This is a genomic window from Herbaspirillum sp. Her2, assembly GCF_057961375.1.
The window spans coordinates 3,937,772-3,960,314 of the sequence record NZ_CM176331.1 but is presented as its reverse complement, the minus strand read 5'-3'; the positions used below and the strand labels follow the sequence as shown (position 1 = coordinate 3,960,314).

Sequence of the window (22,543 nt, the reverse complement as noted above, 5' to 3'; positions counted from 1 at the left end):
CACGCCAACGTGGGTCAGCCTTGAACATTCTTATCGTCCGTGTCTCCTCGCTGGGAGACGTCGTCCACAACATGCCGATGGTGGCGGACATCCATCGTCATTTCCCCGCGGCTCAGATCGACTGGGCGGTCGAAGAGGGCTACACCAGCCTGGTCGGCCTCAATCCCCACGTCCGCAAGATCATCCCGATCGCCCTGCGTCGCTGGCGCAAGACCCTGTTCTCGGCGGCCACGCGCGCCGAGATCGGGGCATTCCGGCGGGAGCTGCAGGCCGAGCGCTATGATCTCGTGTTCGATACCCAGGGCCTGCTCAAGACCAGCGTCGTGATGCGCATGGCGCGCCTGGCACCGCAGGGCCGCCGCATCGGCCTGGCCAATGCGACCGAAGGCTCGGGATATGAACCAATCTCCCGCATTTTCCATGACCAGAGCATCCCGGTCGGCCTGCGCACGCATGCCGTCACGCGCGCCAGGCTGGTCGCGGCGGCTGCGCTGGGCTATCAGCTGGAAGGTCAGCCCGACTTTGCCCTGCAGCCGCCGGAGCCGGCGCGCTGGGCCTGGATGCCGGAGCAGCCGTATGTCGTTTTCTTCCACGGTACCGCCCGCGCCGCCAAGCAGTGGCCGCAGGCGCAGTGGATCAAGCTGGGCCAGGCCCTGGCCGAGCGCGGATTGCAGATCCTGCTGCCCTGGGGCAGTGCCCGCGAGCAGGAGGCGGCACGCCAGCTGGCGGCCGGCATTCCCGGTGCCACCGTGCTGCCGGCGCTGCCGATGATGCAGGCCGTGGCCCTGGTGCAGCAGGCGCGGCTGGTGGTCGGACTCGATACCGGCCTGACCCACATCGCTGCCGCCTATGGCAAGCCGACGATCGAACTCTACTGTGACTCGCCGCGCTGGAAGACCGAGGGCAACTGGTCGCCGGCGATCATCAACCTGGGCGATCTGGGCGCGCCGCCGTCCGAAGAGGATGTGTTGAAGGCTGCGCTGGGCCTGCTGGCCTGAGTTTGATTGTCCCTTGGGGCGGACTTGGGTATGCGTTGAAGCAGATCAAACGCCCCGTTCAAAGCATCAACTTTGCGTGACAAGCCGCATCCGGCCTGCCTTGCAGGCGTGCCGGAGCAGCCGTGTTGGCCACACGGGCAGAGCGCTTGCGGGCATAATACGCGCCATGGAATCGCAAATTATCGAGATTGGCCTGACCGAATGGCAGGTCGAGTATCCCAATCAGGACTGGATCACTGCGCTGGAAGCCGGCAAGGTGCTGTACTTCCCGCAGCTGGCATTCCAGTTGATGGACTCCGAGCGCAAGCTGCTGGATCCGGCCGTGCGCGCGCCCAAGTCGCGCAACATCAGCCTGGACGCCCGCGGACACATCAAGGGTGCCGCCGGCGGCACCGAGCAGCAGCTGGCCCTGGCCGCGATGATTGGCCGCTTCCGCGAGCAGGCGTTGTCGCTGGTGCATACCTTGTTGCCCAAATACCGCGATGCCTTGCGCATTGCTCCGACCAGCTACCGCCCGATGCAGGTGGAGACGCGGGCCCAGTCGTGGCGTGCCGATGACCGCCGCATGCACGTGGACGCCTTTCCTTCGCGGCCCAATTACGGCGAACGCATCCTGCGCGTCTTTACCAATGTGAATCCCGATGGCGTGCCGCGCGTCTGGCGCGTGGGCGAGCCTTTCGAGACCGTGGCGCAGCGCTTTTTGCCGCGTGCCAAACCTTATGTGCGCTGGCAGGCCAGCGTGCTCAAGGCGCTGCATGTGACCAAGTCCTTCCGCAGCGAATACGATCACCTCATGCTGCAATTGCATGACGGCATGAAGGGCGACATGCAGTACCAGCAGGATGCCCAGCAGGTCACCATGCCCTTTGCCGCCGGCTCCGTCTGGATCTGCTTCTCGGACCAGGCCTCGCACGCGGTCATGTCGGGCCAGTACATGATGGAACAGACCCTGCACCTGGCACCGGACCAGCAATATGATCCGCAATCCAGTCCGCTGGCCATTCTGACGCGCCTGGTCGGCCATCCCCTGGTCTGAGATGCGGCTGCTGTATTCACTCGTCTGGTGGCTGGTGCTGCCGTTGGTACTGCTGCGCCTGTGGCGGCGCGGCCGCAAGGAACCGGGCTACCGGGCGCATGTGGGCGAGCGCCTGGGCTTCTATTCGCAAGAGGCGCGCCTGTCTGGCCCACAGGCGCGTTTCATCTGGGTGCATGCCGTCTCGGTTGGCGAGACACGTGCCGCCGAGCCGCTCATCGACGCCTTGTTGCAGCAATATCCGCAGCATTCCATTCTGCTCACCTGCATGACCGCCACCGGCCGCGAGACGGGGACTCAGGTCTATGGCAAGCACGGTGCGCGCGTGGTGCAGAGCTTCCTGCCGTACGACACGGGATGGATGTGCGCGCGTTTCCTGCGCCACTTCCGGCCTGTGGTGTGCGTGCTGATGGAGACCGAAGTCTGGCCCAACCTGATCAGGCAATGCCGCCGGCACCAGGTGCCGGTGATGCTGGCCAATGCCCGCCTGTCGGAGCGTTCACTGCGGCGCGGCCAGCGTTTTGCCGCGCTGCTGCGTCCGGCGGCCGAGGCGATCGATGTGGTCGCGGCCCAGTCGCCGGCCGACGCTGAGCGCCTGCGTGCCTTCGGGGCGCGGCACGTCGAAGTGACCGGCAGCCTCAAGTTCGACGTGCAGCCGCCGGCCGAGATGGTCGAACGCGGTCTTGCATGGAAGCGCGCCATCGGGGAGCGCAAGATCCTGCTCTGTGCCAGCACGCGCGAGGGCGAGGAAGCCTTGATTCTGGATGCGCTGGCCAAGCTGGGGAGGACCGGCTGGCTGACGGTGATCGTGCCGCGCCACCCGCAGCGTTTCGATGAGGTGGCCGGGCTGATGCAGGCACGGGGTTTGCGCCTGCGCCGGCGTGCTGCCCTGGGGCAGGGCGTTGACTGGGATCAGGTGGATGTCGTGTTGGGCGATTCCATGGGCGAAATGTTCGCCTATTACGCCTTGTGTGATGTGGCCTTCATTGGCGGCAGTCTGTTGCCGCTGGGGGGGCAGAACCTGATTGAGGCGCTGGCGCTGGGCAAGCCGGTGCTGGTTGGCGAGCACACCTTCAATTTCCTCAGTATCACGGACCAGGCCATCGAGGCCGGTGCGGCTTGCCGCATCTCTTCAACCGAACAGTTATGGGACATGACGAGCGCGCTGTTTGCCGATCCGGATCGGATCGCTGCCATGACGCATGCGGCGCATGGCTTCGCCGGCGCGCATCAGGGCGCCTCGCATAAAACAACAGAACTGCTGGCACCCCTGTTGGCAAGATGAGCGCGTGAAGTCCGTTTCAGAACTCGTAACTTTACGAGGCGCAAGGAGTTGTTGCTTTCGGGAACGCCTGTCAAGCGGCCAATCTCGCAATTGGTCACCAGTTCTGAGATAATTCCCGGTCGTTGGCTTTTGGAGTTGTCTTAAATGCAACTTAACGAGTCCATTGCTATTTGCCGTAAATTTATCAGGGTCGTGAAATGATTTTTGTCACCGGGGGGGCGGGCTTTATCGGTTCCAATTTCGTGTTGGAATGGCTGAAATCCAATGACGAGTCTGTCGTCAATTTCGACAAGTTGACATATGCAGGCAATCTTGAAAATCTCAAGAGCTTGGGGGATGATCCCCGCCATATTTTCGTCCAAGGTGACATCTGCGATCAGGATCAGGTGCAGGCGTTGTTCCTGCAGTACCGTCCGCGCGCCATCCTGCACTTCGCCGCCGAAAGCCATGTGGATCGTTCCATCCATGGTCCGGGCGAGTTCATTCGCACCAACATCAACGGTACCTTCTCCCTGCTGGAGGCAGCCCGTGCCTACTGGAACGGGCTGGACGGACAGGAAAAATCCGATTTCCGTTTCCTGCACGTGTCCACCGATGAAGTCTACGGCTCGCTCAGCCCTGAGGATCCGGCCTTCACCGAGACCACGCCGTACGCGCCCAACAGCCCTTATTCGGCCTCGAAGGCGGCTTCCGACCACTTGGTGCGCTCGTATCATCACACCTACGGTTTGCCGACCCTGGTGACCAATTGCTCCAACAATTACGGTCCCTATCACTTCCCCGAGAAGCTGATTCCCCTGGTCATTTCCAATGCCCTGGCGGGGCAGTCGCTGCCCATCTACGGTGACGGCATGCAAGTGCGAGACTGGCTGTACGTGACTGATCACTGCGCGGCCATCCGCCGCGTGCTGGAGGCCGGTCGTCCCGGGCAGGAATACAACGTCGGCGGCAACAATGAAAAGGCCAACCTGGACGTGGTCAAGGTCTTGTGCGGCCTGCTGGATGAGCTTTCGCCCAAGGCCAGCGGCAAGTATTTTGATCAGGCCGTGTTCGTGGCAGATCGTCCCGGCCATGACCGTCGCTACGCCATCAACGCCGCCAAGATCGCCGGCGAACTGGGCTGGACCCCGGCCGAGACCTTCGAGACCGGCATGCGCAAGACGGTCGAGTGGTATCTGGCCAATCAGGACTGGGTAGCCAACGTGCGTTCGGGCGAATACCGCAAGTGGATCGAAGGCAATTACCATGGCCGTGAGCAAATCGCCGGAGCACAATAATGAGCACAGCTACCCAATCGGCAAGCACCAAGAAGGGCATCATTCTCGCGGGAGGCTCGGGCACGCGCCTGTACCCCGTCACCACGGTGGTGTCCAAGCAGCTGCTGCCGGTCTATGACAAGCCCATGATCTATTACCCGCTGAGCACGCTGATGCTGGCGGGGATTCGCGACATCCTCATCATCTCGACACCGCAGGACCTGCCGCGTTTCCGCGACCTGCTCGGTGACGGCAGCAAGTGGGGCCTGTCGCTGAACTACGCGGTGCAGCCTACACCGGATGGCCTGGCACAAGCCTTCATCATCGGCCGTGACTTCATCAACGGCGAGAACTCGGCACTGATTCTGGGTGACAACATCTATCACGGCGAGGATTTCGAGCGCAACCTCAAGCACGCTGCGGCGCGCGAGAGTGGTGCGACCGTCTTCGCCTATCATGTCAATGATCCCGAGCGTTATGGCGTGGTCGAGTTCGACGCTCAGCGGCGCGCGGTCAGCATCGAAGAAAAGCCGGTCGCACCGCGTTCCAACTACGCCGTGACCGGGTTGTATTTCTACGACAAGCAAGTGTGTGACATCGCGGCATCGATCAAGCCCTCCGCCCGCGGCGAGCTGGAAATTACCGACGTCAACCGTGCCTACCTTGAAGCAGGTACCCTGAATGTGGAACTGATGGGGCGCGGCATGGCATGGCTCGATACCGGTACGCAGGATTCCTTGCTTGAGGCCGGGCAATTCATCGCCACCCTCGAACACCGCCAGGGACTGAAGGTGGCCTGCCCGGAGGAAATCGCTTTCCGCAAGGGCTACATCGACGCCGAAATGCTTGAGCGCCAGGCCGAGGTTCTCAAGAAGAACGCCTACGGACAGTATCTGTTCAGACTGTTGCGCGGAGATATCGTCTAGTCCACGCCCATCGGACATCAGCCATGCGGATCCCGATGGGGTCCGTTTTTGATTTTTCCCTAGCCCATTGACGCAGCATGCAAATCCAGACGACAGACCTGCCCGGAGTAGTGATCATCGAACCCAAGGTGTTTGGCGATGACCGCGGGTTTTTCTATGAAAGCTTCAATGAGCAGCGCTTCGCAGAAGCGACTGGTCAGCGCGTCAACTTCGTGCAAGACAATCATTCGCGCTCGGCGCGCAATGTCCTGCGCGGGCTGCACTATCAGATCCAGCAGGCGCAGGGCAAGCTGGTGCGCGTGATCATGGGCGAGGTGTATGACGTCGCCGTGGACATCCGCAAGAGTTCGCCGCATTTCGGACGCTGGACCGCCGTGCGGCTGTCTGCCGAAAACCGCCGCCAGTTGTGGATTCCGCCGGGCTTTGCCCATGGTTTCGTGGTCACCACCGACTACGCTGAATTCCTCTACAAGACCACCGATTACTGGGCGCCCCAGCATGAGCGCTGCATTCGCTGGGATGACCCGGCGCTGGGGATCGACTGGCCGCTGGATAGCGAGCCCGTGTTGTCGGCGAAGGACGCGGTCGGCGCATTGCTGGCCGATGCGGAGGTATTTGAATGAAGATTCTGGTGACCGGCAAGAACGGTCAGCTTGGCAGTGAACTGGTCCGTGCGTTTCGTGGCGTGGCCGAGGTCGCGGCGTTTGATCGTCAGACGCTGGACCTGGCCGATATCGGGCAGTTGCGCAGTCTGATTCGCGCGCAAGCCCCCGATGTGATCATCAATGCCGCGGCCTACACCGCAGTGGATCGCGCCGAGACCGAGCAGGCGGCAGCGCACGCGATCAATGCGCAGGCACCTGCCGTCATGGCCGAAGAGGCCAGCGCTCTGGGGGCGGCACTGATTCATTATTCCACCGACTACGTCTTCGACGGACGCAAGGCCGGGCCATACCTCGAAACCGATCCGACCGATCCGCAGAGCGTCTACGGCAAGACCAAGCTGGCGGGCGAGCAGGCCATCGCCGCGGCTACCGACAAGTTCTGGATCTGGCGGACCAGCTGGGTCTATGGCGTGCACGGCGGAAACTTCCTCAAGACCATGCTGCGTCTTGCCAGCGAGCGCACCAGCCTGCGTGTCGTGGCGGACCAGTTCGGTGCGCCGACCTTCGCCCGCGCAATTGCTGAAGCTACCCGCGATGCCTTGATGGCAGGCGACAACGCCGGCACGCCCGCGCGCGTGGCCGATACGGCGGGCATTTACCATTTCACCGGCGGAGGCCGGACCAACTGGCATGGCTACGCTCAATACGTCATCGAGCGTGCAGCCGAAGCCGGGCAGCCCTTGAACATCAAGGCAGCCGACATCGAGGCCATCCCTGCATCGGCTTATCCGGTACCGGCACCGCGCCCGTCCAATTCCTGCCTGTCGCTGGAGAAATTCACGCAGACCTTCGGCCTGCCCATCGCTGCCTGGCAGGATGGCGTCGATCGCTGCCTGGCAGAATTGTTAGCGCACCATGATCAAGCATAAGAGCACGCCCCTCTCGATGTTGTCCGGACTGTGGAGCCATCGCGTCCTGATGCTGGAACTGGCGCGTCGCGAGGCCATCGGCCGCTACAAGGGTTCCTTGCTGGGCGTCTTCTGGAGTCTCGTGACGCCCTTGTTCATGTTGACCATCTACACGCTGGTGTTCAGCCATGTCTTCAAAGCGAAGTGGGGCGGGACCGGCGACGAGTCGCAATCGCAATTCGCCATCGTGCTGTTTGCCGGGCTGATCGTCTTCAATTTCTTTTCGGAATGCATCGGCAAGGCGCCCAGCCTGGTGCTCAACAACGTCAACTTCGTCAAGAAAGTGGTGTTCCCGCTGGAGATCCTGCCTTGCGTCAATCTCCTGTCGGCGCTGTTTCATGCGGCAGTGAGCCTGCTGGTCCTGGTCGGTTTCGAATGGACTGTGGCGGGCCATGTGCCGGTGACGGCGCTGTACATACCGCTGGTGCTGCTGCCCCTGGCCATGCTGATTGCCGGGGCGAGCTGGCTGCTGGCGGCCACCGGCGTCTATCTGCGTGACATTGGCCAGACCATCGGCATCTTCCTCACCGGCCTCATGTTCCTGTCGCCGATCTTCTTTCCGACCTCTGCATTGCCGGAGCAGTGGCGTTCGCTGGCGCGGCTGAATCCGTTGGCGATTCCCATCGAGCAATCGCGCCAGGTGCTGATCTACGGCCATGCGCCCGACTGGCGCGAATGGCTGGTGTATGCGGCCGTCGCCGCAGTGACGGCCTGGTTCGGTTATTTCTGTTTTCAAAAGGCCAGAAAGGGTTTCGCGGATGTCCTCTGATATTGCGATCCGCGTCTCCGGTGTCAGCAAGAGCTTCAACACCTACGAGCGTCCTGCCGATCGGCTCACCCAGGCGGTACTGGCAGGCCTGGCCAGAATCGTGCCGGTGCCGGGCTTGCGGCAACGCCTGGGCCAGCGTGCGCATCAGCTGGCGCGCAAGCACCATGCGCTGTCCGATATCTCGCTGGAAATTCGCAAGGGCGAAACGGTCGGCATCATCGGCCGCAACGGCTCGGGCAAGAGTACCCTGCTGCAGATCATCTGCGGCACGCTCAATCCGAGCGCCGGATCGGTCGAGGTCACGGGGCGCGTGGCAGCCTTGCTGGAGCTGGGGTCCGGTTTCAATCCGGAATACAGCGGACGCGAAAATGTCTTCATGAACGGACAGCTGCTGGGTCTTACGCGCCAGCAGATCGAAGCCCGCTTCAAGGACATCGAGGCGTTTGCCGATATCGGCGATTTCATGGACCAGCCGGTCAAGGCCTATTCCAGCGGCATGTATGTGCGCCTGGCCTTTGCCGTGATCGCCCACGTCGATGCCGACATCCTCGTGATCGATGAAGCGCTGGCTGTAGGCGATGCCTTCTTCACCCAGAAATGCATGCGCTTCCTGCGCGGTTTCATGAAGACCGGTACGGTGCTGTTCGTCAGCCATGACACCGCCTCGATCAAGAACCTGTGCACGCATGCCGTCTGGATCGACCGCGGTCACATGCGCTCGGCAGGCGAGCCACGCCATGTCTGCGATCTGTACCTGCAGGAATTCTATGAGGCCCAGCAGGGCAAGAGCGCCGTCGCCAAGGTGGCGCGGTCCAGCATTCGCGCTGAAGGTCCGAGCGTGGATGTGCGGCGTGACAAGATCAATGCCAGCAACCTGCGCAATGACCTGCAGGTCTTCACCTTCGATCCGGAGGCCGCAGCCCTGGGCAGCGGCGGTGCCGCCATTACCGATGTGAGCTTCGTCGGTGAGGATGGCGAGCGTCTGAACTGGGTGGTGGGCGGCGAGGCGGTGACGCTCGCCATCAGCATCACGGCTGTCGATTCCTTGCGCTCGCCGATCGTCGGTTTCTTCGTCAAGGACAAGCTGGGACAGACGCTGTTTGGGGAAAACACCTATCTCAGCTATGAGTCCGACCCCGTACCGTGCGCGGCGGGTGAGCAGCTGCAGGCGCGCTTCGAGTTTCGCATGCCGATCTTGCCCAATGGCCAGTACTCGATCAACGTCGCCGTGGCCGAGGGCACGCAGGACGAGCATGTACAATTGCATTGGATTCATGACGCCCTGATCTTCAAGTCCGAGTCCAGCAGTGTTTCCAGCGGACTGGTGGGCATACCCATGCAGGCCATCGTGCTGGAGCCGACCTGACCATGCGCGCCGCAGCCCTACTGCGCAATACCGCATCCCTTTCTTCAAACCATGGCCATCCCGTTGCAATTGGCCGTAGCCGAAATGATCAATGATGAACGTGCAATCCAGAAATGACAGCCAGTCCGCCACGCCGCAGCAATCGGGCCTGGAATTCACGGGCGAACGCTTTGTCCCGGAAGAGCATGGCAACATCGAGCTCGAACATTGGCACCGCTATCTGCAGGCGCGCGAACTGGCCGTCGGCAAGGATGTGCTGGATATCGCCAGCGGCGAAGGCTATGGTTCCGCCCTGATCTCGGAAGTGGCGCGCCAAGTGACGGGCGTCGATATCGCCCCCGAAGCCGTGGCCCATGCCAGCGCACGCTACCAGCGTCCCAACCTGCGCTATCTGGAGGGCAATTGTGCGGCCATTCCGCTGCCCGATCACAGCGTCGACCTGATCGTCAGCTTCGAGACCATCGAACATCACGAGCAGCACGAAGAAATGATGCGCGAGTTCAAGCGCGTGCTGCGTCCCGATGGCCTGTTGCTGATTTCCAATCCCGACAAGCATTTCTATTCGGAAGTGCCGAACTACAGCAACCCGTACCACGTCAAGGAGCTCTACGAGCAGGAGTTCAAGCAGCTGCTCTCGGGCTGGTACAAGAACACCCGCTACTTTGGACAACGGCTGGTGTACGGTTCGGCGATCTTCCCGGAGGCCGGGGCGTCGGAGTCGATCCACTACGAAATGCAGGATCGAGAGATCCGTCCCAGCAGTGGCCTGCCGCGTCCGCTCTACTGGATTGCGCTGGCATCGGATGTGGAGCTGCCGGCGCTGTCGACCGGCTTGTTCGAGCAGGATATCCTCAAGTCCGAATTGCTGAGCCAGTGGAAAGCCGCGGTCAAGGATCAGGCCCGCGTGCTTAGTGAGCGGGCCCATCAGCTGGAGGAACGCGCCGAACACATCAAGCGCCTCAATGCCGAGCTGGAGGCCGCGCAGGAAGCCTTCGCTGCGGTGACCACCAGTATTTCCTGGAAGGCCTCCTTACCCTTGCGCGAAGCCCGCCGATGGGTGATGACACCCGGCGCCCAGATTCGCCGTTACAGCGGGTACGGTTTTGGCGGGGCGCGCTGGATCTATCGCAGCATTCCGTTCTCGGCGCAGGCGCGCGTGGGACATCGTCGCTTCGTGCAAAAGTATCTGCCGGCGCTTTGGCGTCTGCTGACCCGTGTCGATCGCGGCCGTGTCGGCAACCAGGCACGCGCCATCAAGGGAACGCCCTATACCGAGTTCCCGTGGCAGACCACCACCATCGAATTGCCGCAGCACGCACAGCCGCTGGTGTCGGTCATCGTGCCCATCTACGGCAAGCACAACTACACCCTGCGCTGCCTGGCGTCGATCCAGCGCCATCTGCCGGCCCTGCCGTTCGAGGTGATCGTGGTGGACGACTGCTCGCCTGACGAATCGCGTGACATCCTGGCGAAGGTCAAGGGCATTCGCCTGGTCCTCAACGAGACCAACCAGGGATTCCTGCGCTCCTGCAACCTCGGTGCCAAGCAGGCCCGCGGGCAGTACCTGTATTTCCTCAACAACGATACCGAAGTCACGCCAGGCTGGCTCGATACCCTGATCGCCACCTTCGACCAGTTCCCGGGGACCGGCCTGGTCGGTTCCAAGCTGGTCTACCCTGACGGCGTGCTGCAAGAGGCCGGGGGCATCATCTGGAAGGATGGCAGCGCCTGGAATTTCGGCCGCTACAAGGACCAGCTTGATCCCGTCTATTGCTACGCCCGCGAAACTGACTACTGCTCGGGCGCTTCGATCGTGGTGCCGGCCGCGCTGTATGCCGAGCTGGGCGGTTTTGACGAGTTGTACTTGCCGGCCTACTGCGAGGATTCCGATCTGGCATTGCGCATCCGCAGCCGCGGCTATCGGGTGATCTACCAGCCGCAGTCCGTGATCGTCCACTATGAAGGCGTAAGCAACGGCACCGACCTCAACTCTGGCGTCAAGGCCTATCAGGTCGAGAACATGCGCAAGCAATACGAGCGCTGGAAGGACTTGCTGGCGACCTACCAGGACAACGGCGTGGACGTCGACCGTGCCAAGGACCGCACGGCCGCGCGTCGCGTACTGGTGGTGGATCACTGCACGCCGACGCCGGACCGCGATGCGGGATCTGTGATCATCTTCAATCTCATGCTGCTGATGCGCGAGATGGGCTTCCAGGTCACCTTCGTGGCCGAGGACAATCATCTGTATCTGCCCGGATACACCGATGAGCTGCAGGCCTATGGTGTCGAGGTGCTTTATGAACCCTACTGCCCGTCGGTGGAGGCGCACGTCAAGCAGTGCGGTTACCGCTATGACCTGGCGCTGCTGATTCGCCCGGGCGTCATCGAGAAGCATCTGGAAACCGTGCGTCGCCATTGCCCGCATGCCAAGCTGATCTATCACACCGTGGATCTGCATTACCTGCGCATGCAGCGCGAGGCCGCCGTTGCCGGCATCGACAACAAGCGCGACGTCGAGCAGATGAAGCTCATCGAGCATGATGCCATTCGCCGCGCCGATGCCAGCATCGTCGTGAGTACGGCCGAGCAGGCGCTGCTCAGGCAGGAGTTGCCGCAAGCACCGGTGCACGTGCTGCCCCTGATCATGGACGTGCCGGGTACCCGCGTCGGCTTTGCCGAGCGCCAGGACATCATCTTCGTGGGCGGCTACCAGCACACGCCGAACGTGGACGCCGTCGAGCACTTCGTGGCCGAGGTGCTGCCGTTGATTCACCAGAAGTTGCCCGACGTGCGCCTGCATGTGGTCGGCAGCAACGTGCCTGCCAGCATCGAGGCACTGGCCAGCGAGCGCGTGATCATCACCGGATTCGTCGACGATCTGCAGCCGCTGCAGGACCGCATGCGTGTCAACGTTGCGCCCTTGCGCTACGGTGCCGGCATCAAGGGCAAGATCGGCAGTGCCATGGCCGTCGGCCTGCCCAGCGTAGCCACCACCATCGCCACCGAAGGCATGGGCCTGGTGGCCGGCCGCGACGTCCTGGTCGGTGATGATGCACAGGCGCTGGCGGATCAGGTCTGCCAGCTTTACACCGATGAGGCCCTGTGGACCGCCATGAGCGCAGCCGGTATCAGTTTCGCTGATCAGGCATGGGGAGCGCGCGCGGCATGGAAGGCCTTCGAGAAGATCCTCGACAGCGTCGATCTGCCGGTCCGCCAGAGCAAGCGGCCGCTGTCGCTGTGGCGTCCGACATCAAACTGATAAAAAGCGGATAGGGGGAATACGTGAAATTCGGACTGGGTACCTGGAGGTTTTTGCTGGCCGTGCTGGTGGCCATCTCCCACTTGTGGGAAGGGATGATTCACGGTCCTGCCGCCTATGCGGTATGGGGTTTCTTCATCCTGAGCGGCTATCTGATGACGCATGTGCTGTGCTTCAAGTACGGCCATGAAGAAGGCGGCCTGCGCGACTATGCGTTCAACCGCTTCCTGCGCATCTATCCGGCCTATGCGGTTGCGGTGGTGGCCGGTGCGGCCACGCTCTACATTCTGCCGCGCATCGGCGTGCTGCCCTCGGCGCTGAACCCGCAGTTCGTGCGCCCGCATGGCGCGCTGGAGTGGCTGTCCAACGCCTTCCTGCTGCCCATTCCGACGCCGGGCCTGTTCGTGCCGGTGGCTGGCGCGCTGGCGGTGGAGATCGGGGCCTATGTCTTGATGCCCCTGATGGCCATGAACCGTTCCGCAGCCTGGCTGGCATTCATTCTGAGTGCTGCGCTGAACGTGAAATACGGATTTGGCCTGGAGACCTTCGGGGATCGCTACTCGGGCTTCCTGACCTGTTTCATGGCCTTTGCCGCAGGCACCTTGTTGTCGCAGTATCGTGAACCCTTGTCGCGCCTGCGCGCGCCCTGGCTGAGCCTGCTGGCCTGGGGGCTGCATTGCCTGGTCTGGCTGCGTTTCCCTTATTGGCCGTGGACTTATGGCCTGTATGTATCCCTGCTGCTGTCGGCGTGGGTGGTTCTGTCGCTGGCACCCAGCAAGCCGGGATGGCTGGATCAGTTCCTCGGTGACCTCTCCTATCCGGTCTACCTGTTTCATACCACCGCCGCCATCTGGCTGGTGGCCGCAGGCATGCAGATGCGTTCGTTCCCCTTCTTCTGCGTAGCCTTCGTGATCACCCTGCTGGTGTCTTGGTTGGTGATTCGTCTGGTCGATCGTCCCCTGGCGGGCTTGAAGAAGAAACGTATTGAAAGGATGAAACAAGCATGACCGAAGTTCAAGCCACCGTGCGCGATGTGACACCCGTGACCGAAGCCGGTGACGGTGCCCGCTTCGATGCCGTCGTTGCCGTCGTCATTCCCAGTTACCGTGTCACGCGCCACATCCTGGGCGTGATCGAGGCAATGGGGCCGGATGTCGCCCAGATCTACGTGGTGGACGACAAGTGCCCCGACGGCTCAGGTGACTTCGTCGCCCAGCACTGCACTGACCCGCGCGTGCGGATCCTGCGGCATGAAGTGAACCAGGGCGTGGGCGGTGCGGTGATGACCGGCTACCAGGCTGCGGTCGAGGGCGGGGCCGATGTCATCGTCAAGGTTGATGGCGATGGCCAGATGGATCCGGAGCTGATTCCCTACTTCGTCCAGCCCATCGTCGATGGCATTGCCGACTACACCAAGGGCAATCGCTTCTACGATCTCGAAGAGATCGGCGCGATGCCGCCGATGCGCCTGTTTGGCAATACGGTGCTGTCGCTCATGGCCAAATTCTCCACCGGCTACTGGGACTTGTTCGATCCCACCAACGGATTCACCGCCATCCATGCGGATGTGGCGCGCCATCTGCCTTATGACAAGATCAGCCGGCGCTACTTCTTTGAGACCGACATTCTGTTCCGTCTCAATACACTGCGCGCGGCCGTCATCGATATTCCCATGGCGGCCAAGTATGGCGATGAGGTCAGTGGCCTGAAGATTTCAAAGATCGTCGGCGAATTCCTTGTCAAGCATGCACGCAACTTCGGCAAACGCATCTTCTACAACTATTACCTGCGCGACCTGACGCTGGCCTCGCTGGAATTGCCCATCGGCCTGCTGCTGCTCGGCTTCGGCGTGATCTATGGCGGTTATCACTGGCTGGTCGCAGCCGGTTCCGGAACCGCCACGCCGGCCGGTGTGGTGATGATGGCCGCGCTGCCCATCCTGACCGGCTTGCAGTTGCTGCTGGCATTCCTTGGCCACGACATCTCGACGGTGCCCAAGCGTGCGCGCCACCTTGGGCGTCTGAAACGACTGCGCAAGCCGGCCAAGGACAAGCTCCCGGCGACGGAGCAGTGATCTCATGAAATACCTGCGATTCCTGAAAGAAAAAGCCAAGGGATATTCACTCGGCACCATGCTCAGGCTGGAGTTCGAGTCGCTCTTTTTCGGCATCTTTTCGCTGGTGCCCACCACCGGTGGCGTGATCCTGCGCGCCCTGGTGAGCAAGGTCTTCTTCAAGCGCTGCGCCGGCTTTGCCTGGATTCAGCCGCGCGTGACCATCGTGCATGCCGACCGCATCACCATGGGCAGCAACTTCGGCGTCAATTCGGGCAGTTACATCAACGGGGTGGGTGGTATCGAATTCGGTTCCTATGTACTGATCGGCAGCAACGTGACCATCTCCTCGGGACAGCATCCGATTGAGGGTGAACTGCCTCCGGTGTTTGCCCGCCAGAGCATTCCGAAGAAGATCGTCATCGGTGACGATGTCTGGATCGGTGCCGGTGCCGTCATCATGCCCGGAGTCACCATTGCCAGGGGCACCGTGATCGGTGCCAATGCCGTGGTGACCAGGGATACTGAAGAATATGCTGTCATGGTCGGCGCACCCGCACGCATGCTGCGCAAGAGGGGGGCAGCATGAGCAGCACCCTGGTGCGATACCTGATCGTGGCAGTGCTGGCCTATGTGATCGACATGGGCGGCTACTATGTGCTGCTGAAGATGGGCGTTGATCCGATCTGGGCCAACGTGGCAGTCAAGATCCTGGCGGCCATCTGCGGTTTCTTCATGCATCGCCGCTTCACCTACCAGATCAAGGAAGCCGACGGACAGATGGCCCATGCGACCAAGTATTTCGGACTGGCGCTGCTCTATACCCCGATCTCGTCGGTGGTTCTGTACCTTCTGATGCTGGTCATTCCGCATCCGGTCTATGCCAAAGCAATTGCTGACGTGCTGCTGTTCATCGTGACCTTCTGGGTGACGTCAAGTTTTACCTTTACCCGCAAGAAATCTGGCGCTGCGGCCGCCGTTGGCGGTGTCGATGCCAACGAGAAGAACTGAACCCGAGACACCATGGAAATTGAACTGATCGAATCCGATACCGCGCGCATGGATGATTACATCGCGCTGTACCAAGCCTGTTTTCCGCAAGCAGACAAGCTGCGCCGCCAGTATCTGAACTGGCTCTACATCGATAACCCGGAGGGCCGGGCACTGGGTGCCGATGCCGTCTGCGATGGCAAGGTGATCGGACAGGTGATTGCGCTGCCGGGCCGCTATCGTCTACGTGGCAGGCAGGTGCGCGGGCTGGTGGCGGTCAACGTTGCGGTCCATCCGGATTTCCAGGGCAAGCACCTGTTCAAGCGATTGGGACTGAAGATGTGCGAATTCGGCGCCTTGCGCGGATTCGAGTTTGTCATCGGTGTGGCCAATGCGGCGGCGACGCCAGGCTGGGTGCGGCAGATGGGCTTCCAGTTGGTGGGCCCGCTGCAGGCCCTGGTGGGACTGGGTGCGCTCAACGCGCGAGCCTGCGAAGAAGGGCTGGCCCAGGCGGACCTGTTTCAGGAGTGGGGCGATGCCGCCCTGCAATGGCGCAGCAATAGCCCGGTCAATCCGGTCGCGCTCCAGCGCGGTGCCGATGGCCAGCTGCGCGTGTTTGCCTCGGCAGGAAAGCCAGGCATGACGGCACTGGCGGTGCTGCCGCCGGCGGCCCACGAGAAGGTCCAGCCCAATGGACTGGGTGCCGGGCTGCTCTCGGCCAAGGTGTTCGTGGGCAACATTCCGGGGTACCGCTTCGGTGTGAATTTCCAGCCTATCCCCGAGCGTCTCAAGCCGTCACCGCTGAATCTGATCTACAAGAATCTGGTGGACAATACCGACAAGCTGTCCCTGGACAAGTGTTATATCACGTTCCTGGACTTCGATGCCTTCTAAGCACGCCCTTTTCCTGTTCGCGCATCAGGACGACGAGTTCGGTGTCTTCGCCGAAATCGCGAGACTGCTGGAGGCCGGCGATCGCGTCTCGGTCGTCTATCTGACCTCAGGTGCGCTCGATGGTGGGCCGCGTCCCGATCGCAATGCCGAAAGCCTCGATGTGCTCGGACGCTTGGGCGTAGCGGCCAGCAGCGTGCATTTCATCGGAGAGAAGCTGGGCGTGCCGGACAGCAAACTGGTCGAGCACATGCCGGCCGTACTGGCCGAGCTGGCTGCGCTGTGCCATCGCATTGGCCAGCCGGAGCTGCTTTACCTGCTTGCCTGGGAAGGCGGTCATCAGGATCATGACGCCGCCCATCTGATTGGCCTGGCGCTGGCAAAGTCCTCGCATTGCCTGCCGCAGACCCGCCAGTTCACGCTCTACACCGGGGCCGGGCTGAGCGGACCTTGGTTCAAGCTGTTTGCGCCCTTGGCCGCCAACGGCGAAATCATGGCGCGGCGCATGTCGTGGACCGAGCGCCTGCGCTTCATGCGCTACTGTTTCCTGTATCCCTCGCAGGCGAAGACCTGGGTGGGACTTTTTCCATTTTTGTTCCTTCATTATGTGGTCCGTGGTACGCAGATGCTGCAACCCTGTTCGCTCGCGCGCATCCACGAGGCAGCACATGACGGGCCCCCCCTGTATGAGCGTCGCGGATTCTGCAGTCAGGAAGACTTTTTCCGTGCGGCCCGCCCTTTCATCGCGTCCAGCATTGGCCATGTGAAGGAGCTGCGGCCATGAAGATCGCCATCACCGGAGCCACAGGCTACATCGGTCGGCAGCTGGCGGCTCTGGCCTTGCATCAAGGGCATCATCCGCTGCTGCTGACACGGACCGCACCGGCGGCCGATGCCGGCGCATGGCTTCGTTACGATCTTTTTGATACGGACGCCCTGACCCTGCCGGGCGATGTGCAGGCCGTGGTGCATCTCGCCTTCAATCCGCGCGTGGCGACCGAAGCCGATGGCGACGCCGAGATGGTGGCCGCCCTGCGCCTGCTCGACGCCGCTGCCGCCGTGGGTGCGCGCTTCGTGTTCGTTTCCAGCCAGACGGCGCGCGAGGATGCGCCTACCGCCTATGGACGCACCAAGTGGCGTATCGAGCAGCTCGTGCTGCAGCGTGGCGGCAGCGTGGTGCGTCCCGGCCAGGTGTACGGCGGCGCCGCGATGGGACTGTTCGGGTTGCTGGTCAATCTGGTGGACCGGCTCCCGATGTTGCCCGCATTTCTGCCTGCGCCATTGATACAACCGGTCCATGTCGATGATCTCGCGTTGGCGCTGTTGCGCATCGCGCAGCTGCCGGATGCGACACCCGAAGTGCATCTGATCGCGCAGTCGCAAGCGCTGAGTTTCACAACTTTCCTGCGCGCGATTGCAGCCAGCCATGTGCGCAAGACACGATTTTTCGTGCCAGTGCCGACCGCACTGGTCCGATTGGCCGTGCGACTGCTGGGCGCTGAGCGCAGCAATCGGCTCGGGCTGTCCCGTCTGGATTCCCTGTTTGCCCTACCGGTCATGGATACCCGTGGCAGCCTGGCGCTGCTCGGCTTGCAACTGCGTTCGCTGGAGAGCGGCATGCAGCCCGCCGCGCCCGGCGACCAGCTCGCCGCCGAAGCCGCGGCAATGCTGTGCTACGTACTCAATCGCCGTCCCGACAGTGATCTCGTCGAACGATACATCGCTGCCATCGGGCGCTTCCGGGAAGGGCGCGCTCTGGGTCTGCCCGGCTTTACGCTGCGTCATCCGGCGCTGCTGGCCTTGCTCGATGATCGCGCCTTCCTGGCCAGCGAACGCGGGCAGGAACTGGCATGGCGACTGGACGCGGCCACCTTGCTGGCAGAGGCAACGCAGGCGGGTGCAGAGCGTTTCATCGGCATCCGGCAACGGGCGGGAATGCTGCGCTATGGTCTTGGCCTGGCGTGTGCCGTCGCATCGGAAGTGTTCTGGCGGATTGCCCGCCCGGTGAGCATGCCGCTGTTCTTGCGTGACGCCATCAACAGGAGTTTCCCGTGAGCCCGGAGTTTGACGTCATCATCGTGGGAAGTGGCCCGGCCGGCGTATCGGCGGCGTTTCCGCTGGTCGAGGCAGGCGTGAAAGTGCTGATGGTCGATGGCGGACGCCAGGAAGACGTGCGGCGTCCGACACGCAGCTTTCTGGAAGAACGTGCGACCGATCCGCGGCAGTGGGAGTGGATGGTCGGCGAGCGCTTCCATGCCCTCGGCATGCGCGAGGCCATCTCTCCCAAGTTGCGCGTGCCGACCCATGCGCACGTCTTTGCAGACTTTGCGCAGGTCAATCGAGTGGATTCACAGGGATTCATTGCATTGGGGTCGCTGGCTCCCGGCGGCTTGTCCAATGCCTGGGGCTGCGGTGTGGCGCAACTGTCTCCCCAGGAGCTGGCGGCGTTTCCCTGCCCGAGCGATGCCATGCACGATTCCTATCGCACCGTGGTGGAACGCATTGGCGTGAGCCGTTCGCAACAGGATGAACTCACTGACTATTTCGGCATGCAGGGCGAAGCACAGCCCGAGATCGCGCTCGACAAGCTGCATACGGCACTGGACCAGAAGTATCGCCGACATGGTGCTGATCTGCTGCAGCAGGGTTTCAGGCTCGGGCGTTTTCCCGTGGCCGTGCTGAGCCAGGACCGTGGTGCGCGCAAGGGATGCAATCGCAGCGGGAACTGCCTGTTTGGTTGTGAGCGTCGCTCGCTGTATTCCGCCAGTGAAGATCTGGCGACGTTGCGTCAATTCCCCAACTTCCGCCATGCACGCTTGCAGGTGGAGTCGCTCCGGCAGGATGCAGGGCAGGGCTGGCAGGTGTACGGGGAGGATCCGCAGGACCGTCAGCGCAAGACTTTCAGCGCGCGTCAGGTGCACCTGGCTGCGGGCACTGTCGCCACCACCCGGCTGGCATTGTCTGCCCTCAAGCACGAGGCACCGGTGCGGCTGCTGTCCTGCCCCACGGCCGCCTTCATTCTCTGGATGCCGTCTTTCCTGGGCAAGCCACGCGCCGACGCCTTCGGCTACGGGCAGCTGGCATTTGTCCAGACCCTGCGGGAGGATGTGACCGCACTCGGTTCGACTTTCTCGACCGTCGGCCTGCCCATGACCGAGTTCGCGCGCCATCTGCCGCTGCGTCGCAGGCTGGCGGTGGACGTCTTGCGTTCGCTGATGAGTTCCTGCGTGGTGGGCAACATGTTCCTTCCCGGGCATCTCTCCGCGAACCAGGCACATCTCACGCCAGACGGACGCCTGCACATCCGGGGCGCTTACCATGAAGACGTTCCGACCCTGTTGAAGCAGGCCGCGGCAAGCCTGCGCCGCGCCTACGCGCGCTTGGGGGCCTACATGTTGCCGATGAGTTTCACGGCCGGGCAGCCGGGCGGCGACATTCATTACGCGGGTACCTTGCCGATGCGCGAGCGGCCGCAAGCTGGCGAGACCTCGGCCATCGGCGAACTCGCCGGGCTCGACGGACTGTTCGTGGTCGACGGCGCAAGCCTGCCCAACCTGACAGAAAAATCCCATACGCTCACCATCATGGCCAACGCCGATCGTATCGCCCGGGCCGCATTGCAGCGTCTTCACTCCGCATGAATCTCATGAACTCATCTCTTCCTGATCGCAAGCCGGGATACCCGGGCGTCGCGCAACCGATGCTGCTGACCATCACCGCAGTTGTCCTGGCGGCGGTGGCACTCTGGGGAACGGTCTCACAAGGCTGGTGGCAACAGAGCATATGGGCCTCCGCCGCCGCTGGCATTTCCTTTCGCGCCACCGTCGGCACGCTGCTGGTGCTGTGCTTTGCGGGCCTGGCTGCGGGACTGCCGTTCCTGCTTCTGCTGGGGGCATGTGCGTCCCTGTTCGTGGCACTGGCCGGACTGGGACCCTTTGCCGCCGTGATCTGGTATTGGACCTGCGCCACCCTGATCGGGGCCTGGACCCTTTCGTGGTGGAAGGACGATTCGGCCACCGTCTGGAGCGTTCGCAACAGCGGATTCGGATTCGTGTTCACCGGCAGTCTCATCGGTCTCATGGCGCATTTTCCGATCAATACGCCGACGCTCTATCTGCTGCTCTTCAGCGGCTGGGCTCTGCTGGCCAGCTGGCGTCTCGGCGTGTGGCGCGCGGTCGGCCGGCCCTCGCGCATGCGCGAGCTGCTGGTACGCCAGCGTCGCAGTGTCCAGGAATCCCTGCTACTGTCCCTGGTACTGGTCGGCATTTCGCTGGTGCTGTTCGTGACCATGCTGCCCGAGCTGGGGCACGATGCGCTGGCCATGCACCTGAACCTGCCGGCCCGCATTCTGGCAGCCAAACGCTGGGACTTTGACGTAACCCAGTACATCTGGTCGGTGATGCCGTTCGGCGCCAATTGGGTGACGTTGCCGCCATTCTTCCTGGATGGCCAGCAGGCGGCGAAGTTGATGGACTCCTCCTTCGTGCTGGCGACGGCGTGGCTGTCGTTCCGCATCCTGGCGCCTCGCATTGGTCCGGTCTTGGCGCTGGCGGCACCTGCCCTGATGCTGACCTTGCCGCTGAGCATGCTGGTGTCGGGCTCGATGTTCGTGGAGCCAGTCATCGGCTTCCTGTTCCTGTTGTGTCTGGCCGAGTTGACCGGCACCAGCGAAAAGCCGCATGGTGCCTGGCTCTATCTGGGGGCCATCGCCGGCTATCTGTGCGCTTCCAAGCTGCTGGGCGCGCCGCTGCTGCCGATTCTGCTGCTGGCGGTGTGCCTGCTGGCGCGTCAGGGCAAGTTCCAGCGACCGAGTTTCCTGGTGGTGGCGGCGGCAGTCGCCTTGTTCTTGCTCATCAGCTGCCAGCCCTATGTCGTGGCATATTTGAAGACGGGCAATCCGCTCTTCCCGTTTTACAACAACATTTTCAAATCGCCGTTCTTTACCATCGGCAGCGTCTTCAACAATGGACAGGCGTTTGCCAATCCGTTCTATGTGCGGCCGCTGGGCCTGGACATGTTCTGGGATGCGAGCATCAAGTCGATGGGATACGGCGAGTTTCCCGCAGATGGTGCCATCGGCATCGTCTTCCTGGTGCTCATCCCGTTGGCCTTGCTCACCGCCATCCTGACGCGTCACTGGTGGGTCCTGGGCGGCTTGCTGGCCACCACCTTTTATTGCGCGCTGGTGTTCCAGACGCAGGCCTATTTGCGCTATGTGTACCAGATGCTTCCGTGGTTCATCGTGTTCGGTGCCTGGGCTCTGGCACGCCTGTCCAAGGCAGCGCTGACGGCATCCGCGCTGGTGCTGCTGCTGTGCCTGGTCAGCCTGGCGCGCTATCCGGTGGTCTACTGGCCGCTGATGCAGTTCTCTCCGCGTTTGCTGGTGGATCGTGATGCCCATCGTGCAATGCTCGAGCGCAGCAAGCCCGCCGTGATCATCGGCGACATCCTGCAGCAGATGGATAGTATCCGCAGCAAGCAGATTCTCATCGTTGGCACCGATCCGGTCTACAGTCATTACCCGGCAGGCACCATCGCGTTTTCTTGGCACTCGTGGCCGTTCTTCTCCTCGCCCGAGCGCGACACCAATTTCAAGAAATTGCTGCGCGATTTCGACATCGAGGTCATCGTGCACCCGGTGGGGCAAAACGAATCGCATGAGGCCGATATCATGTCGGTGACCACCGAGCTGTTCCGTCTCAATGGCATGCGCGTTGGTCTGGTCAAGACCGATGGCCTGTTCCGGGTCGAGCGCGTCGCAGGACCGGTGCTCGATCAACCTGGTCCCAAGTGGGATCTCAACGGGAATGCCGTGGTCAAAGGCGGCGTGACCGCTACCGTCACGCATCCGGTCTATCAGACCATCGACGTGAAAGGACAGCGCCGTGGCCTGTTGCATGTGAAGGTATCTTGCCCTGAGGGAACACAGTTCCGATCCCAGGTTAACTGGATCAATTTCCGCGGTGAAATGAGCAGCACCGACATCGAAGTGCATTCTTGTCACGGTGAAAACACTATAATTGACCGCGCTGTGGCGATTCCTGCCGGGACCGTTCAGGGCATCGTGTTCGGCAGTTCGCACGATGAGCGTCCCGTGACCGTAGGCGAGATCTCCTTCAAGACCCCCTCATAAATTCTTTA

General features: G+C 62.3%; 18 protein-coding genes and 1 pseudogene. All 19 read left to right on the top strand.

Annotation, left to right across the window (positions count from 1 at the left end; all coding sequences use genetic code 11):
• The first annotated feature begins 20 nt into the window (after positions 1-20).
• On the top strand, positions 21-998 hold the full coding sequence (gene waaC / locus ACWHXP_RS17995) for a lipopolysaccharide heptosyltransferase I (RefSeq protein WP_489635373.1): 978 nt from the start codon (positions 21-23) through the stop codon (positions 996-998).
• 166 nt (positions 999-1,164) lie between these two features.
• Positions 1,165-2,034 carry a Kdo hydroxylase KdoO gene (gene kdoO, locus ACWHXP_RS17990; protein ID WP_034338000.1) on the top strand — a complete coding sequence of 290 codons (870 nt, stop codon included), beginning with the start codon at positions 1,165-1,167 and terminating at the stop codon, positions 2,032-2,034.
• Position 2,035: 1 nt separating this feature from the next.
• Complete coding sequence (gene waaA, locus ACWHXP_RS17985) at positions 2,036-3,316, top strand: lipid IV(A) 3-deoxy-D-manno-octulosonic acid transferase (RefSeq protein WP_489635374.1); 1,281 nt, start codon at positions 2,036-2,038, stop codon at positions 3,314-3,316.
• Positions 3,317-3,513: 197 nt separating this feature from the next.
• A complete protein-coding gene (gene rfbB, locus ACWHXP_RS17980) occupies positions 3,514-4,593 on the top strand; it encodes a dTDP-glucose 4,6-dehydratase (protein ID WP_034337994.1) in 1,080 nt (359 codons plus the stop codon).
• The gene (rfbA, locus tag ACWHXP_RS17975; protein WP_489635375.1) at positions 4,593-5,498 is read left to right on the top strand and encodes a glucose-1-phosphate thymidylyltransferase RfbA; all 906 of its coding nucleotides are present in this window, start codon (positions 4,593-4,595) and stop codon (positions 5,496-5,498) included. The genes rfbB and rfbA overlap by 1 nt, the downstream gene beginning before the upstream one ends.
• 77 nt (positions 5,499-5,575) lie before the next feature.
• Positions 5,576-6,121, top strand: a complete 546-nt coding sequence (rfbC, locus tag ACWHXP_RS17970) for a dTDP-4-dehydrorhamnose 3,5-epimerase (RefSeq protein WP_121042745.1) — start codon at positions 5,576-5,578, stop codon at positions 6,119-6,121.
• Positions 6,118-7,032 (top strand): dTDP-4-dehydrorhamnose reductase, encoded by a 915-nt coding sequence (gene rfbD, locus ACWHXP_RS17965; RefSeq protein WP_489635376.1) that lies wholly within the window; start codon positions 6,118-6,120, stop codon positions 7,030-7,032. Before rfbC ends, rfbD begins: the two co-directional genes overlap by 4 nt.
• Positions 7,019-7,840, top strand: coding sequence for an ABC transporter permease (locus ACWHXP_RS17960; RefSeq protein ID WP_489635377.1), 822 nt, complete (start codon positions 7,019-7,021; stop codon positions 7,838-7,840). Before rfbD ends, ACWHXP_RS17960 begins: the two co-directional genes overlap by 14 nt.
• Positions 7,830-9,206 carry an ABC transporter ATP-binding protein gene (locus tag ACWHXP_RS17955; protein WP_489635378.1) on the top strand — a complete coding sequence of 459 codons (1,377 nt, stop codon included), beginning with the start codon at positions 7,830-7,832 and terminating at the stop codon, positions 9,204-9,206. Before ACWHXP_RS17960 ends, ACWHXP_RS17955 begins: the two co-directional genes overlap by 11 nt.
• Positions 9,207-9,297: 91 nt before the next feature.
• Complete coding sequence (locus tag ACWHXP_RS17950; protein WP_489635379.1) at positions 9,298-12,468, top strand: glycosyltransferase; 3,171 nt, start codon at positions 9,298-9,300, stop codon at positions 12,466-12,468.
• 23 nt (positions 12,469-12,491) lie between these two features.
• Positions 12,492-13,475, top strand: coding sequence for an acyltransferase family protein (locus tag ACWHXP_RS17945; protein WP_489635380.1), 984 nt, complete (start codon positions 12,492-12,494; stop codon positions 13,473-13,475).
• A complete protein-coding gene (locus ACWHXP_RS17940; RefSeq protein ID WP_121042753.1) occupies positions 13,472-14,542 on the top strand; it encodes a glycosyltransferase family 2 protein in 1,071 nt (356 codons plus the stop codon). The genes ACWHXP_RS17945 and ACWHXP_RS17940 overlap by 4 nt, the downstream gene beginning before the upstream one ends.
• A gap of 397 nt (positions 14,543-14,939) precedes the next feature.
• Positions 14,940-15,098 (top strand): annotated as a pseudogene (locus ACWHXP_RS17935) (DapH/DapD/GlmU-related protein); the annotation flags it as partial.
• 8 nt (positions 15,099-15,106) lie between these two features.
• Positions 15,107-15,532 carry a GtrA family protein gene (locus tag ACWHXP_RS17930; RefSeq protein ID WP_034337947.1) on the top strand — a complete coding sequence of 142 codons (426 nt, stop codon included), beginning with the start codon at positions 15,107-15,109 and terminating at the stop codon, positions 15,530-15,532.
• Between the two features lie 12 nt (positions 15,533-15,544).
• The gene (locus ACWHXP_RS17925; protein WP_489635381.1) at positions 15,545-16,405 is read left to right on the top strand and encodes a GNAT family N-acetyltransferase; all 861 of its coding nucleotides are present in this window, start codon (positions 15,545-15,547) and stop codon (positions 16,403-16,405) included.
• Positions 16,395-17,186, top strand: coding sequence for a PIG-L deacetylase family protein (locus ACWHXP_RS17920; RefSeq protein ID WP_489635382.1), 792 nt, complete (start codon positions 16,395-16,397; stop codon positions 17,184-17,186). Before ACWHXP_RS17925 ends, ACWHXP_RS17920 begins: the two co-directional genes overlap by 11 nt.
• Positions 17,183-18,457: an NAD-dependent epimerase/dehydratase family protein gene (locus tag ACWHXP_RS17915; protein ID WP_489635383.1), complete on the top strand. Its 1,275-nt coding sequence runs from the start codon at positions 17,183-17,185 to the stop codon at positions 18,455-18,457. The genes ACWHXP_RS17920 and ACWHXP_RS17915 overlap by 4 nt, the downstream gene beginning before the upstream one ends.
• The gene (locus ACWHXP_RS17910; RefSeq protein WP_209580063.1) at positions 18,454-20,043 is read left to right on the top strand and encodes an FAD-dependent oxidoreductase; all 1,590 of its coding nucleotides are present in this window, start codon (positions 18,454-18,456) and stop codon (positions 20,041-20,043) included. Before ACWHXP_RS17915 ends, ACWHXP_RS17910 begins: the two co-directional genes overlap by 4 nt.
• A 5-nt stretch (positions 20,044-20,048) precedes the next feature.
• Positions 20,049-22,535 carry a hypothetical protein gene (locus ACWHXP_RS17905; protein ID WP_489635384.1) on the top strand — a complete coding sequence of 829 codons (2,487 nt, stop codon included), beginning with the start codon at positions 20,049-20,051 and terminating at the stop codon, positions 22,533-22,535.
• Positions 22,536-22,543 lie beyond the last annotated feature (8 nt).

What these genes read in the sequence shown, in the direction of transcription:
- rfbD (WP_489635376.1), top strand. Translation starts at nt 6,118, where the DNA reads ATGAAGATTCTGGTGACCGGCAAGAACGGTCAGCTTGGCAGTGAACTG.
- ACWHXP_RS17925 (WP_489635381.1), top strand. Translation starts at nt 15,545, where the DNA reads ATGGAAATTGAACTGATCGAATCCGATACCGCGCGCATGGATGATTAC.
- ACWHXP_RS17905 (WP_489635384.1), top strand. Translation starts at nt 20,049, where the DNA reads ATGAACTCATCTCTTCCTGATCGCAAGCCGGGATACCCGGGCGTCGCG.
- ACWHXP_RS17960 (WP_489635377.1), top strand. Translation starts at nt 7,019, where the DNA reads ATGATCAAGCATAAGAGCACGCCCCTCTCGATGTTGTCCGGACTGTGG.
- ACWHXP_RS17915 (WP_489635383.1), top strand. Translation starts at nt 17,183, where the DNA reads ATGAAGATCGCCATCACCGGAGCCACAGGCTACATCGGTCGGCAGCTG.
- ACWHXP_RS17920 (WP_489635382.1), top strand. Translation starts at nt 16,395, where the DNA reads ATGCCTTCTAAGCACGCCCTTTTCCTGTTCGCGCATCAGGACGACGAG.
- ACWHXP_RS17940 (WP_121042753.1), top strand. Translation starts at nt 13,472, where the DNA reads ATGACCGAAGTTCAAGCCACCGTGCGCGATGTGACACCCGTGACCGAA.
- rfbB (WP_034337994.1), top strand. Translation starts at nt 3,514, where the DNA reads ATGATTTTTGTCACCGGGGGGGCGGGCTTTATCGGTTCCAATTTCGTG.
- ACWHXP_RS17930 (WP_034337947.1), top strand. Translation starts at nt 15,107, where the DNA reads ATGAGCAGCACCCTGGTGCGATACCTGATCGTGGCAGTGCTGGCCTAT.
- rfbA (WP_489635375.1), top strand. Translation starts at nt 4,593, where the DNA reads ATGAGCACAGCTACCCAATCGGCAAGCACCAAGAAGGGCATCATTCTC.
- kdoO (WP_034338000.1), top strand. Translation starts at nt 1,165, where the DNA reads ATGGAATCGCAAATTATCGAGATTGGCCTGACCGAATGGCAGGTCGAG.
- waaA (WP_489635374.1), top strand. Translation starts at nt 2,036, where the DNA reads ATGCGGCTGCTGTATTCACTCGTCTGGTGGCTGGTGCTGCCGTTGGTA.
- ACWHXP_RS17950 (WP_489635379.1), top strand. Translation starts at nt 9,298, where the DNA reads ATGATGAACGTGCAATCCAGAAATGACAGCCAGTCCGCCACGCCGCAG.
- rfbC (WP_121042745.1), top strand. Translation starts at nt 5,576, where the DNA reads ATGCAAATCCAGACGACAGACCTGCCCGGAGTAGTGATCATCGAACCC.
- ACWHXP_RS17955 (WP_489635378.1), top strand. Translation starts at nt 7,830, where the DNA reads ATGTCCTCTGATATTGCGATCCGCGTCTCCGGTGTCAGCAAGAGCTTC.